Annotated in this window: 11 protein-coding genes and 2 pseudogenes; 8 read left to right on the forward strand and 5 right to left on the reverse strand. The window is 39.9% G+C overall.

Features of this window, described 5'->3' with window-relative positions; genetic code table 11:
* Window positions 1-17: 17 nt before the first annotated feature.
* A complete protein-coding gene (gene imiR, locus AB3N39_RS14085) occupies window positions 18-905 on the reverse strand; it encodes a LysR family transcriptional regulator ImiR/NmcR (RefSeq protein WP_048224141.1) in 888 nt (295 codons plus the stop codon).
* A gap of 141 nt (window positions 906-1,046) precedes the next feature.
* On the opposite strand from imiR, the gene AB3N39_RS14090 reads away from it, so the two are divergent.
* Window positions 1,047-1,925, forward strand: a complete 879-nt coding sequence (locus tag AB3N39_RS14090; protein ID WP_053073497.1) for a carbapenem-hydrolyzing class A beta-lactamase IMI-1 — start codon at window positions 1,047-1,049, stop codon at window positions 1,923-1,925.
* A 45-nt stretch (window positions 1,926-1,970) separates the two neighbouring features.
* On the forward strand, window positions 1,971-2,471 hold the full coding sequence (locus AB3N39_RS14095; protein WP_080347309.1) for a DUF1566 domain-containing protein: 501 nt from the start codon (window positions 1,971-1,973) through the stop codon (window positions 2,469-2,471).
* A 93-nt stretch (window positions 2,472-2,564) separates the two neighbouring features.
* Here the strand turns inward: AB3N39_RS14095 and AB3N39_RS14100 are convergent, their stop codons facing one another.
* Entirely contained in the window at window positions 2,565-2,921 is a 357-nt protein-coding gene (locus tag AB3N39_RS14100) for a DUF6404 family protein (RefSeq protein ID WP_053073499.1), read from the reverse strand.
* 393 nt (window positions 2,922-3,314) lie between these two features.
* Here AB3N39_RS14100 and AB3N39_RS14105 point away from each other — a divergent pair, with 393 nt between their 5' ends.
* Both AB3N39_RS14105 and AB3N39_RS14110 read left to right on the forward strand, forming a co-directional pair.
* The gene (locus AB3N39_RS14105; RefSeq protein ID WP_080347310.1) at window positions 3,315-3,695 is read left to right on the forward strand and encodes a DUF4354 family protein; all 381 of its coding nucleotides are present in this window, start codon (window positions 3,315-3,317) and stop codon (window positions 3,693-3,695) included.
* 111 nt (window positions 3,696-3,806) lie between these two features.
* A complete protein-coding gene (locus AB3N39_RS14110) occupies window positions 3,807-5,240 on the forward strand; it encodes a glycosyltransferase family 39 protein (RefSeq protein ID WP_095441359.1) in 1,434 nt (477 codons plus the stop codon).
* 692 nt (window positions 5,241-5,932) lie between these two features.
* Here the strand turns inward: AB3N39_RS14110 and AB3N39_RS14115 are convergent.
* Together AB3N39_RS14115 and AB3N39_RS14120 are read right to left on the reverse strand one after the other, a co-directional pair.
* A pseudogene (locus AB3N39_RS14115) lies at window positions 5,933-6,878 on the reverse strand (IS3 family transposase).
* A gap of 81 nt (window positions 6,879-6,959) precedes the next feature.
* Window positions 6,960-7,178 (reverse strand): annotated as a pseudogene (locus AB3N39_RS14120) (hypothetical protein); the annotation flags it as partial.
* Between the two features lie 95 nt (window positions 7,179-7,273).
* Between AB3N39_RS14120 and AB3N39_RS14125 the strand changes: the two are divergent.
* The 4 genes from AB3N39_RS14125 (at window position 7,274) to AB3N39_RS14140 (ending at window position 12,062) form a co-directional block, all read left to right on the forward strand.
* On the forward strand, window positions 7,274-9,190 hold the full coding sequence (locus AB3N39_RS14125) for a recombinase family protein (RefSeq protein WP_090419475.1): 1,917 nt from the start codon (window positions 7,274-7,276) through the stop codon (window positions 9,188-9,190).
* 258 nt (window positions 9,191-9,448) lie between these two features.
* The gene (locus AB3N39_RS14130) at window positions 9,449-10,213 is read left to right on the forward strand and encodes a lysozyme inhibitor LprI family protein (protein WP_176472203.1); all 765 of its coding nucleotides are present in this window, start codon (window positions 9,449-9,451) and stop codon (window positions 10,211-10,213) included.
* A 508-nt stretch (window positions 10,214-10,721) separates the two neighbouring features.
* Window positions 10,722-11,096 carry a hypothetical protein gene (locus tag AB3N39_RS14135; RefSeq protein WP_048224154.1) on the forward strand — a complete coding sequence of 125 codons (375 nt, stop codon included), beginning with the start codon at window positions 10,722-10,724 and terminating at the stop codon, window positions 11,094-11,096.
* Window positions 11,097-11,447: 351 nt separating this feature from the next.
* The gene (locus AB3N39_RS14140) at window positions 11,448-12,062 is read left to right on the forward strand and encodes a recombinase family protein (protein ID WP_003846897.1); all 615 of its coding nucleotides are present in this window, start codon (window positions 11,448-11,450) and stop codon (window positions 12,060-12,062) included.
* 414 nt (window positions 12,063-12,476) lie between these two features.
* Here AB3N39_RS14140 and AB3N39_RS14145 read toward each other — a convergent pair whose 3' ends face one another.
* Window positions 12,477-13,868, reverse strand: coding sequence for an HNH endonuclease signature motif containing protein (locus AB3N39_RS14145; protein ID WP_320716953.1), 1,392 nt, complete (start codon window positions 13,866-13,868; stop codon window positions 12,477-12,479).
* Between the last annotated feature and the right edge of the window lie 133 nt (window positions 13,869-14,001).

A 14,001-nucleotide genomic window follows, 5' to 3' on the forward strand; every position in this document is an offset into this window, starting at 1 on the left:
TATATCTTTAGCAGAGATTAGGATTTAAGTACAAACTCTCTGCTATGCTCGATAATCCATTCCTTAAAAACATTAAGTGCTTCACTATTATGATTAACCCGAGATTTCTGTAAAGTCAGCCAATAACCGCCAAGCGTGGCATAAATTTCAAAAGGTTTTGCTACGGAGCGCTCATTTAATTCTTTTTGAAACATATGATAAGGAACTAATGCTGCATAATCACCTAATTTTACAGCATCTATCATATGTCTGGTAGAATCAAAGATAGGCCCGTTAACAGTCCAAGAGTCGATCCCAGCAGCTTTAAACCAATTATTCCATTCATCCTTTCGATAGGAGCGCAGTAAGCAAACTTTTTTTAAGTCTGATGGAATGCACAGTTTCTTGGATGTTTCCGGGGAACATAATACTGTATGCGGCGCCTGAAAGAGTAAAATATTTTCCGTATTAATCCAGCCGCCTGATCCAAATCTAATAGATGCATCAATACCTTCTGCAGCTAGATTGACAACGTTATTATGCGTTAAAATTCTAATATCAATCCATGGATTTTCATTAAGGAACTCAGTAATCCGAGGAAGAAGCCAACCTATTGCAAAAGTCCCAACGACAGCAATAGTAAGCACTTCTTTAATCTTACCTTCATGGAATTTATCCATGGCAGAACTCATCATCTGCAAAGCTTCTGTAATCGAAGGCAAAAGATGCAGCCCTTCGTCTGTCAACTGTAACCCACGCGGTACTCTTGTAAAAAGAGCCACACCAAGCATCTGTTCAAGTGTTCTTACCTGCTGGCTTACGGCGGCCTGGCTTACATGAAGCTCTAGTCCGGCTTTAGTAAAATTTAGATATCTTGCAGAAGCTTCAAAAGCTCGTAATGCATTTAAAGGTAATCTGGCACGCATAGTAACCCAAAGAAAAAGTTATGGCTGTATAAAAATTATATTGCTTCAAAGAAAAAATAACAACTGTATAATCGCCCTCTGTTGAAAGTTAATACCCGCCATGTCCTAGTTAATATAGAAAATTGTATATAAGGTAAAACCATGTCACTTAATGTAAAACCAAGTAGAATAGCCATCTTGTTTAGCTCTTGTTTAGTTTCAATATCATTTTTCTCACAGGCCAATACAAAGGGCATCGATGAGATTAAAGACCTTGAAACAGATTTCAATGGTAGAATTGGTGTCTACGCTTTAGACACTGGCTCAGGCAAATCATTTTCATACAAAGCAAATGAACGATTCCCATTATGTAGTTCTTTCAAAGGTTTTTTAGCTGCTGCTGTATTAAAAGGCTCTCAAGATAATCAACTAAATCTTAATCAGATCGTGAATTATAATACAAGAAGTTTAGAGTTCCATTCACCCATCACAACTAAATATAAAGATAATGGAATGTCATTAGGTGATATGGCTGCTGCAGCTTTACAATATAGCGACAATGGTGCTACTAATATTATCCTTGAACGATATATCGGTGGTCCTGAGGGTATGACTAAATTCATGCGGTCGATTGGAGATAAAGATTTTAGACTCGATCGTTGGGAGTTAGATCTAAACACAGCTATTCCTGGCGATGAACGTGACACATCTACACCTGCAGCAGTAGCTAAGAGCCTGAAAACCCTTGCACTGGGTAACATACTCAATGAGCGTGAAAAGGAAACCTATCAGACATGGTTAAAGGGTAACACAACCGGTGCAGCGCGTATTCGTGCTAGCGTACCAAGCGATTGGGTAGTTGGCGATAAAACTGGTAGTTGCGGTGCATACGGTACGGCAAATGATTATGCGGTAGTCTGGCCAAAGAACCGAGCTCCTCTTATAATTTCTGTATACACTACAAAAAACGAAAAAGAAGCCAAGCATGAGGATAAAGTAATCGCAGAAGCTTCAAGAATCGCAATTGATAACCTTAAATAAACTTAACTGTAGCCATCACTTCATTGTGATGGCTTAAATTTCATCATGAAAACAATGAAAATCTTCATCTATTTATCATTAGCTATGAGTAGTTTGTCTACATATGCTCAGTGTGATTTCATCACCGAGAATTCGACAGTGATAGATATTAAAAACAACCTAGAATGGCAGGCTTGCACTTTCGGCATGCAATGGAATAAAGAGAATGGATGTACTGGAGAACCAACTCCCCTTACTTTGAGTACAGCTTTTGGAGAAGCAACAAAACAAGGGAATGGGTGGAGACTGCCAAATATCGAGGAATTATCTTTACTATCTTCAAATAGCTGTCTTAAAAATGACCTTTTCAAATCATATTTTGACATACCCCAAGATAATGGTGAAGGAGCATCGCCTTATTGGAGTTCAACGCAAATTCAAAGCATACCTTACTTGTATTATACATTTGACATGATCAATCATTATATTGATGGCCATACTATTGAAATGACTTATCCTGTTCGATTTGTCAGAGATGTAATGGTCGACGATGATTTAATATTATAAAAAAGTCAAATACAAGTTATTGGTTTAAAAAAGGATATGCAGTGTATTTTCGCTACCTAAGTAACTGCATATCCAAATATTATCTACAACCCATTATAAATCGTCCCATTCAGGCAATTGATTTACCACTCTGCGCCATAAATGGTAAATACTCATTGATATACCAAAAAGAATACCTGCCGAGAAAGAATACATTAGAAATATTTTAACCTCGAAGATATCAAGTAATAATAGCAAGGCTAACAAAAGTCCACCCCATACAATCGAAAAATACATCCCAAATATTAATGTATTTAGCCATACGGATGCAAATGGAGGTGGCGGGATTTGATAACCTTTTTTCCATAACCTTTTATATAATGGTGGTGCATAATTTAACTCCCACATGTTCCTTTCCTTCATAAGTGACAATGATTTCTCAAGCTTTTCTTCAAAATGGATTTTATTCATTTGTATACCTTTTTATTACACAGTAATTTTATAAACCAATTATAATTATAGCACTTAATCTCAAAAAATCATTATCGACATTATAACAAAATAGTTTACTAAATAGACCACACAAAGTAAATTTTATCGTGGCACTAAAATCTCATTGTTAAAATACATGTGAGCAACACAATATTCCCTTCAACATGACTTTTAAAGCAGTGTCCTTTTTCTTCATTCAATCTATCTATCACCGCTCAATTACGAAAATCTAAATATGCAAATCCTTCAGATTTTTCTCGTGATTATTTTTTGCAAGAAGAATTATATTTAACTTTAGTTTAACTATGATCTTGTACTATAAAAAATAACAAGAACAGTACATAACCCACTATCACTATATGCTTAAATAAAATGATGAAATTATATGCATTCCTATTTATAAATATGTTATCCATGGTCAGCTTGCCTATTCAAGCCAATAACTTAGACTCTGTTGCTATTCATGCAACTGAAAAGTCCCGATGGGCTATAACAGTAGGAGATAAACATTTATTTATAAAAAGTTTTGAATTGATAGTTACACAGCTCAGTAAGGACTCTATAGATTTATCTGAACACTGCTTTAAAGCTTATACAACGGATCAAAACGAATATGACCTTGATTCAGTTGACGAAGTGTTAAGCACTGGTGTTCTTATTTTTGGAAAATCAATTAGAGGAGTAGTTTCATTTTCATCGGATGAAGAACATATTCATAAAGCATCGCTTGTAAGAATTACAAAAAACTGCTGAGTGTTTACGTACTAATTCTATTAGCTTATTAAGACTATCAATAATTTTACCTTTAACTAATGATGTTATTTTATTCAATATTATCATTTTGTTTAAAAATATAGAGAAGTGATGAAACGATTATATTTATTCTCTTGGGTTAGCCTATATGCTATTTTTTGGACAATTGCTACTACTTGGCTTGATCCAACTGTTCCTTATGACGCGATTGAGGCTCTCAATTGGGCACAAAATGCTCATTGGGGTTCGCCTAAGAATCCATGGTTAGTTGGTATGATATGGAGACCGACTTTATGGCTCACTGAGTTTCCTATGAGCCTATATTGGTATAGTACGCATTTTGCTGCAATTGCTATAGGCATGCTTGGTTGTTGGTATTTAGCAAAATACCTAAGTGGTAACGAAAAATTGGCATGGCTAGCATTATTAACTTTAAACCTATCTGGTATTATAAATTTCGACATAATAAGTTACAATGATAATTATTTACTTATTATGCTGTGGCCATGGATGTTTTTATTTTTTTATTTTTCAATCACTCGGCATCCGGCGTGGTGGTTATTATTCTCGCTTGTAGCTGGATTGGGAATGATGGCTAAATATTCTACATTTGCATTTGTCTTTGCCGTTTTCATCGCCACACTTGTTGTGCCAAAAATTCGTTCTTGCTATCGTTCTACTTTTTTCTACCTCGCGATAGTTCTCTGTGTATGCATTGTGATTCCTAATATTTTATGGCTTTGGGATCATAACTTTGCTGCTGTAGATTGGGTTGACTCACAGATCATGAGACAATTCAATCCTAAAATTATTGTAAAACTAATTAGCATATTTTACCCACTTTTGTTTTTGCTATTAATTCTACATCATTATAAACTCTATTTAAAATGGCCCACAGAAATTTCTATACTCGTCATTATATACGTCGCTTTCTTACCACAATTCTTCATTTGGCTATGGTTCCTTTTTCATCACGGAGGGCGTTTAACAGAGTGGCTACAGCCTTTTTTCATTATAGCACCTCCTATTATTGTCGCTTGCGTAAGAAATTATAATGGACAATCTTTTCGCAAAGCATTTTTAGCTTTATTTGCAACAGCTTTACTTTTTCTAATAGGATATATATCAGTATTAACACTGAACATCAGCAATTCCGGTCATAAAATGCAAGGTGTAATAACTTTTAGCCAAAAAGTTGAAGCAATTTGGCAGAAACATTATAATTCTCCTTTCAAGTATGTTGGAGGCGATTATCTTTCTGAATGGGTCACTTTTTATGCTTCTTCACGACCACAAGTCATAACTCGCTGGGATGAAAATACCCAACCTAATATTTACAACAAAGACATCGAGTTTAGTGACATTCAGAAATTTGGTGCTTTGATTATCGGTCATGCAGAAGGACAATGTGAAAACTCAAGCTTTACTAAAGCAATAACTCAATGGCCACAACTAAAGATCGATCATATTATAGCTTTAGACTTTCAGAAAGATAAGCAAAGCAGTATTTACACGGTTTGTGTTGGACTAGTAAATCCTGTATAGTTTTTTATAAAATACCAGCAGATAAACTGCTGGTATTTATTATCTTTATTGATATAACTATAAACTTACTTCAGATAAGAATAATTAACCCTTGATTCGAGTACAATTTTTGTAACAGAATGCAATTTCTCTCTATATAGTTTATATCACCGACATGAATAATCTATGCTTAATATCATGGATATAAGCCATCATGTTAGTTTATACTTAAAAATTTGCCACCTGATATATCATCGACATTCGCGAGATACACTATCAATTCCTCTTGGACAAACATTAGACTCATCAAGAAGCTCAACAATAAGTGATTGAACACCCTCTGTAGAACAACCAACTGATAGTGTACTTAATATAATTAAGCATACTCGAATGATCATAAAACCTTTACTTGTTAGCAACATGTTTGTTATAAATCATTATCCAAATATACTTTCTATTAATGATATGTCCTTTAAGCGACCTAACATTTCATTAATATGTTAGTACATTTTACACGCGAAGAAATGCAAAGACAATTGCTTAACATCAACAATTAGTATACATTTCTTAATAGGATAATGTATTTACATTTCTATACCTTTTAACATGATTGTCAGTAACGTTGCGGAATTTTCTTTTAAAATTTGTTAATAGATCCTTTTTGTCCCATGCATTTTTGAGATCCCGACCAGATAATTTTTTTTGCAGTATTCCTACGTTATCATATCATTCAACAATTAATGCGGGCGTTCACGGCTATATTCTGACAACAATTTTTTCCGTCATTTCTCGTGCTTCATTCAGTGCTCTGTACAGATAATAATCGGGTTCTCCTGTATGGTATCTCCGGCTAATATGCTCATAAAAGCAATCTACATCGATTTACCCGCCTGGTTAATACTCCAGTTTCAGTATGTTTCATACACATTCGTCACTACCAGCAAAATACACTCCGGACCATTATCCATGCGCAACATAGACGGATAGCCGGACTTTACCGTAATCCTATCGGATCCCTAGACCACTCATGGAGCGGGTAAATAAGGCCAATTCAAATCGGCAACTCCTCCCGGTTACAATCTTGAACTACTTTAAACGTGCGACAACGGACTAAGGAATCATGCATAAAATCGATCGACCATCTTTGGTTTAGTGTTTCCGCAAGGACCAGTGGTGAGGGATTACACACCGATAACAGTGTTTTCCCTGTCGGTGATAATTCAGCTTCATCAGAGTATAAATAGGGCGGATTTTATTGAGATGCCACGGGTATCCCTGTCGTCGCAGAATCAAGTACAGCTAGCAAAAATCGTATTGTGGATATCATTCTACTACCGCCTGCAATGCAGCAATAACGGGTTCGTCACGTAAGATATCCGGACGGTAATCGTAAATCCCCTCAGCTTATTTTCATACAACTACTGGGCTGACGGATACTGAGTCCGGATGTCTTGGCTAGATGAATGACCAGCTCAGGCTTAAAGACTGGTAATCATCTGTTTAAGATGTCAGTTCTCGTCCTTAAGATCCCGTATCTTTAGTATCAGAAACGTCTATATCGCAGTAATGAGGCTTCCAGTTGTAGCAGGTGTCTTCTGAAAGGTCTGCCTTCAGCCCTACACCTTTGGCATTTAGTCCAGCTTAAACCGACTTAATCATGGCGATGATCTGCTATTCAGTAAAACGGACTATACGCATGGCGATCTCCTTTGTTAGCTGATTGATTATGCCGGAGGCTCTCTAAATGTGAATGAAACTATTATGTGAGATGCTTACAGTTACAGGGCAAGTATCATTCTCAAGTTTGATTAGGTAGGTCATTGCATCTGTTCGATTCGTTGAACACATTCCCAGAGACGGTTGTAGACTACTGCAAACTTTGGGACGAAGGTTGGATCCAAAAATCTTACATAAATTATCTTTAGATAACTGAAAACACCTTACATTTGCAGGCTTGCCTAACATATAATTATTCACTGTTTAAAATTCACATTCCTGCTGTTAGCATCAGGTCTATCTGATCAATCAATACCATCCGAAGGGAATCACACTCAATGAAACCCAAGCTGTATTCGTACGTGCGTTTTTCATCTGTGAAACAACGGGAAGGTAACTCCCTGGAGCGTCAGCAAGATACCGCTCTAAAAATTGCGGCCCGTTATAATCTCGAACTTGATACAACGGCTTTCCACGATCTCGGCATGTCTGCGTTCAAAGGAAAAAATGCTCATGAAGGGAAGCTATCGGAGTTCATCAAGCAGATTGGGGCTAAGGTTCCCGTTGGCTCGTGGCTAGTCGTCGAAAATCTTGACCGCATTAGTCGTGATGATGCCTGGAGCGCTTTGGATATATTCAAGAACATACTTAGCAGGGGGATAGTCGTTGTTACTGGCATGGATGAAAAGGTCTATAAGTACGCGGACGTAAAGAATAATCCAACCGATTTAATCATTTCATTGTTGATGTTCACACGCGCCCACGACGAGTCGTTGACAAAAAAGAATCGAGTTGAAGCCCAGGCCCGTTCGTTGATACGACACAACCTGACAAGAGAATCGGGAACACCAGCAAAAGCAATAGAATCCGTCGGTCAGAATGTTTGGTGGGTAGATACAAAATCAGGATATGTTACTCCACATCCTCTATATTTTACCGCAGCTCAGAAGATTATCGAACTTAAACAAAACGGTGAAACTCTTCTTGGAATCCAACGATATCTTAACGAACATTACCCTGCCCCTAAAAAGAGGGTTTATAAAGACCAGACAGGTCAAGCGCTGACACCCAAAACTGAACAATGGGGTAAACATTTGATCAGGACATTTTTGAACCCCACTGTTCACGGACAAAAAACCTTTAAGCTGGATAAACGCGATGAATCAGGTGTCATCATATACGATTCCGAATCAGATGAACCGTTAAAAGAAACATTCATTATCCCTGATTACTACCCTGCTCTTATGTCGGAGGTGGACTACTTGACACTTTCGAAATTAGATCGACACCGCGCCATCACTCGTAATTCATCAAAATATCCAGCAGGTAACCCTGAACCAGAAATCCCGCTACTCTCAGGTATCGGTATTCTTTTTTGCGGAAAATGTGGTTCTTTCATGTTCAAATCTGGTTCAAGTGAAAACAAGTACCGTTATATATGTGGTTCAAAAATCGTTCAGGGTAAACCTTGCGGTAAAAAAGGTTTTACGTCATACCAGCTTGAGCACACTGTTTTGCAACTAATCGCTGATCACGTCTGGAACAACCACCAAGAAGATAAAACGGCTTGGTACGAATCTGAGATTGAAAAGGCATCTGAAGCTGTTAAAAAGCTGCTAAAGCTGGCAACTTTGACAGATGACCTCGAAGAATTGGCAGATCAGATTAATGCCAATAAACAGAAAAAAATAACGCTTGAGCGAGAATATCAACAGTACAAAATCAGCCGCTCAGAAATTCAAACAACTGGCTGGGATCAATTCCGAAATTTCGATGTTCATGACACTAAAAACCCTGATCGTAAGCGAATTAGGTTGAAGATAAAGCAAGCTATCAAACGTATTGATTGCTATGACATTGATGGGCGGTATGGTCATTTTGAAGTAACCTTCGCCGACGAGACAAAACAGAGAATCGTGATTAAGTTCAATCGAAACCGATCACCTGGTGTTTCGTATGTAGAAGCACAGACAGTTAATGATCATGACTTACTAAAAATGCAAGGGCTTGTGTTGCACTCCTTCATTGATGAACTGATTTCACCTGAAAAATTTGCACAGCATATTAAGGACAAGCATGAAGTCAGCATTCTAAACCCGACGTTTATAACCAAGCTGGAGGATGGTGTAAACCAAAGCGAAGGTAATGGATTGGCTATCAAGGTAGCTAGCACTACAAATAAATCGTATGCAACTGTCAACGGTAATAAATACGAGATTAACTCGCTGGAAGACTTAGAAAAACTTTTACAGTAAATCACTCTCCCCTTGCATACCTATCAAGGGGAAGCCTACCAACGCCCCCAATAGCCATGTCTCCGTTTCCGTTACATCAAAGCAATCTCGGAATTATACACACCCCAATCGATCGTTTTTATAGATCAATTTTACGTTATTGATAGATTTTATAGATCAATGTAAGATCATGATTCTTCGAGTAGTGTTTCTCACAAGCAAGACTCACGGGATGGTGATCTGCCCCAGATGGAGTGCAATAGAAAGAAGGTATCCAGAATGACTACCCTTATAAAAACGTTAAAAATCATGGCATCAGGCGTTGTTCTCATTTCAGCTATAACCGCCGCCTCCAGTACCGTCTATTTCTTGCCAGAAGCGAAATCAGCAGGTGTCGCCAGCAACGACAAAAACGCCCTGATGTTTCTCGGAATGGACAGGGATGTAAATCTGAAGGGAATATGCTTCGCGATAACAAAGCAATCATCCTCGATCGTGCCGCTGGTAGATATCACTGCTACAACTGATAACGGCAGATTCACGATGCACGGACTACGCCCAAAGAATAACGACGATACGAAGGAATTAGTCTGTTCACTTGGTTCAGAAGCTGGGGATTTCTTGACTGGCATTGCGAAGTCTACCATCGTCAACGTGAAACTAGATTTCAATGGCGAGATCCGCAATTACAGTTTCAACACTACAGAATTCAGAAAGATACTGACTGCCAATGGTCAAGGTGTGTGGGACAAAGCAGCTAAAGACTACGCTCAGGGAGTTCGCGCACCCATTTTCTATAATAACAACCGCGAAGCCACCAAAAACAATGCAGTAACCTCAAATGTCGATACACACAGTTATAAAGCAAGCGATGAGAAACTAAATTCGGTCTGGAAAAACCTTAGCCCTGAAACACGAAAACGCTTACTCCCTTCTCAAAGAGAATGGATAAAGAAAAAATCCGACTGCAATAACGAACAGAAATGCCTTGTTGACATGACAAACAATCGCATTCATGAACTGGAGTCTGAAAATGAGAAATAATGCACAGACTCTAGTTTTAAAAAATGATTGGGTACCTTCGTCTTCTGGTAATGCGTATATCGGAAAATACACGATCGGGCGATTTCACATGACAGAGTCGTTCATCATTGAGTATATGAAACTGATACATGGAATTGAAATACCTGATTCATGGGTCAGTAGCTGTTTCACTAACATATCAGATATTGATACTCGCAAGGTTATGTATATGGAAGGCTGCGATATTTTAACGATAGATACAATGAATAAAATCCGTAACGCAGTGAAGTCCCCGCCTGAAGATTTGAAAATATACTGCAATGGCACTCATGTAACAAAAATAGAACTCATGGAAGAATGAAACAAAATCACCTTACGAAGGTTGTATTAAAATTTCAGTCATCATTTTTGATATACCTTCTTGCATCCATCTCAAGTAGGCAGTTCAGAATCATTCAAAAAATTCAAAGCAATATAGATATTTTAACTTCCTAATAGTAGGAATGATAATTCAAAGAAGGATAATATAATGAAGAAGCTATTAGTAACTACCATTCTTTCAGTAGCATCATTATCAGCTAGTTCCTGGGCGATGTCACCAGGTCTCATGCTAACTGCAAAAGACCTGTCCAAAGTACCGGATGACTCTCTTTGCCAAAACGGTGGACCAAGCAGAGACCTTCTTCTAACTGTTGCATCAGCAGACGCCCGTCAGCATGATGGTACATATGACCAGTTATTCAAATTAGAACAAAATATTCTTGAAAAAATGGAGCATGTTATTGAGCGACGCTGCAAGAAATATACGAACGGTCGTTGGGAACGTGGCTACAAGCCTTACAATCAATACAAATTGAGGGAAGAAATAAACAAACCAAGCAAGAAACTCCCAATTGGCTATTAATTCCCTCTTGGCCTAATTGCACGCCAGAAGAGTAATATTGCGGATGCTCTTGATCCACCATTCCCGGACAATTTTTGTATTTTAAGTTAACAACGCCCGCTGCCGCCGGAGTTCCCTCGGAGAGTGATATCTCAGCGCGTTGTGCGGGTGGTTTACTGCGTTAAGGCTAATCGGGTATCCCCTTCCTTTCAAAATTGTCGATGTTTTTCTCCATCTTGTAGGTCTCTTTAGGGTATACCTGATAAAGACCATGATACAAAGTCTCAATAGGGTTGAATTTGACTCTATTGACAACAAAAACACGCACTGTATCATATAGGTATCCATTTAACACTCAAAAGAGAATGCATGATGAATGTCCGTATTTACTGCCGTGCATCTACCGAAGGCCAACATGCTGATCGTGCATTAGTTAGCCTGCGCGAATTTGCGCAAAGCAAAAACTGGCAAGTAGCCGGAGAATACATTGAAAATGCCAGTGGTGCGAAGCTGGAGCGTGTGGAACTGATGCATCTCCTTGAGGAAGCACAACCAGGCGATCTGCTTCTCATCGAATCGATTGACCGTCTCAGTCGTCTTCAACATGAAGAATGGGCTGAACTCAAAGCTACGCTGAACAGTAAAGGACTGGTTATTGTTTCGATGGATTTGCCAACAAGCTGGCAGATGGTTGAAATGTCCGGCAACGACCTTACCAGCGGCATTCTTCGGGCAGTCAATGCTATGCTGATCGATATCCTTGCGACAATGGCACGACAAGATTATGAAACCCGCCGTAAACGCCAGGCACAGGGGATCGAGAGAGCAAAACAGGCAGGTTTGTATACGGGAAAAGAGAAAGATATGGAAGCCCGTGAAGTGGTACGTGAAATGTTGGCACAGAACGTTAAACCAGCTCACATAATGAAAGCTGCTGATATCAGTCGTGCAACGTTCTACCGGATCAAAAAGGAATTGGTAATCTAGTTCAAAATAAGTGTATTAGCTCGAAGTGACAGTTACAGTAGACAAAGTACAATCAAATCTGACTGTCCGCTCTGAGCAAATAGCAGACTGTTACCATGTGCAATTGAATATTTTGCCACTAACATTACATCCCTATTGCGAACCCTGGATCTGATATCTTTAAAACAACAATATACTCCACTTTATAAATCGTAACTCAAGAGATTACTTTGCAGCCAGAACACTCAAGACTTTATCATCGTCCTGTAAGCGCATTAGATACCTCGCCCATTAACCATTAGAGTTTGTGCGTAACGCCCGCTTCTGGCCATATAGGAAGTACTAGGAAAGGGTGATTAGTGGCGGAAATTACACTGGTATCAACAGCGGCAGTTTTTTTATGCCCTGCTTCAAGGTAGCGCTGCATGGCGTATCTCAATTTGCGTCTCTCAGGTATTCACCCCAGCGAGCAGCCAGTTTGTCTTTGTTCAGGCGGTAATGCATTGGGGTGATCACACGGCCTTCATATTCCTCAAACTCAATGCCTGGTTTGAAATGAACAGTCATTGTCTCAGGATTAATTCCCATCTTGTTCGCGTCAAACAGGCGGTGCAGAGTAGGTGACAGCAGAATGCCGTTGCTCGCGCTGTAATCCCCTTTGGCCGCGCTTTCAATGTGAGCGGCATCCAGTACACCGCCCAGATGTTTACCGGACACGGCACAACGGTAACCGAAGTTGTAGCAAAGCTCTGCTTTAAACTCAGTCTGGATTGCCGCATCGCGCTGACGCACCAGACGTTCGGAGGAGCCGCCTTTCAGCTCGCGGCCATCGCGCAGCGGGTTGACCGTAGTGATATCCTGCTCTCCCAGCTCGTCCATACCTTTCGGCGTTTCGATGCTGATATCCAGCGTCTGGCGGAGGTTTGGTAAGCGCGCTTCTTTAAATGGATCGTGAGATACCGGTAATGGTGCGGTCAACTCTACGGCGGCCGTTTCGTTAATAATCTCCGGCACGACAACAACTGAATCATTTGCTCCAGGTGCAGTAATTGCAGCAGCCAAGTACTGTGCGAGCAGTTGTTCTGCTGTGTAACCACTTTCATGGTGTTTATGTACGAACATCGCAAACTCGTGACGGCTTGCAACGGGAACCATCTTCATGGCCTTCTCAATACCCGTCAGTTTGCGCCTCATGGTGGCCTCTCTAGGCTTAGGCAGCGGAAGATCGTATCTTTTAATGGTAGCCGCTGGCGTGTCAGCCCCCTCTAACCACTTCTCGTTTCCGCTAAAGCTGATAACTTCAGGCTTAGCTACTGGGTTCTGATGTAATACCGCTCCAAAGGTCAATTTCTTTTGAGGTGCGGATGACCGTGACACGTCGCGTGCAATCGTCCACGCATCCACTTTGCTGCTAGCGGGCTTTTTTTTCAGCAGATGAAGGGTTTTGGCTCTGAGTTTGCCCGGTTTCTGGCGGTTATCCACGGTAGCCGGTGTGGCTAGCGGCGGGACGCGCGATGCTACAATCTTTTCCGCACTGGCTCTGCTTTGCTGTTGATGTTCTTTGGCTCGAAGGCGTTTAACCTCTATAGTACGGCACTGGCCGACCAACGTATCTCGTTCCATATCGTACGTGATTTCAGCGACGTTTTTTCCGCGTGCCAGCTGGATGGTGATATTCTTCCAAATAGAAACGCCCAAGTACTGACTTTTCCCGATCTTGAGGTTGGCCATAACCTCATCGGCTTGCTTATGACGCTGTTCTTCCTGCTTGCGTGCTGCAATCTTCTCAGGTGTTATGTAGTTTTTCGCCTTGCGTTTCTTCGCCATTGTTGCCTCTTGCCCGATAGCCACCGGGGTGATTAGTTAAGGTATGTACTTTCACCTGAACTTATAGAAAACACAGGCCTCATTTTGCAGTTGATATGTTCCCCGTTACTCAACACAAACTGATATCAACAAC

This window comes from Enterobacter vonholyi (assembly GCF_040834095.1).
GTDB classification, from domain to species: Bacteria; Pseudomonadota; Gammaproteobacteria; order Enterobacterales; family Enterobacteriaceae; genus Enterobacter; species Enterobacter vonholyi.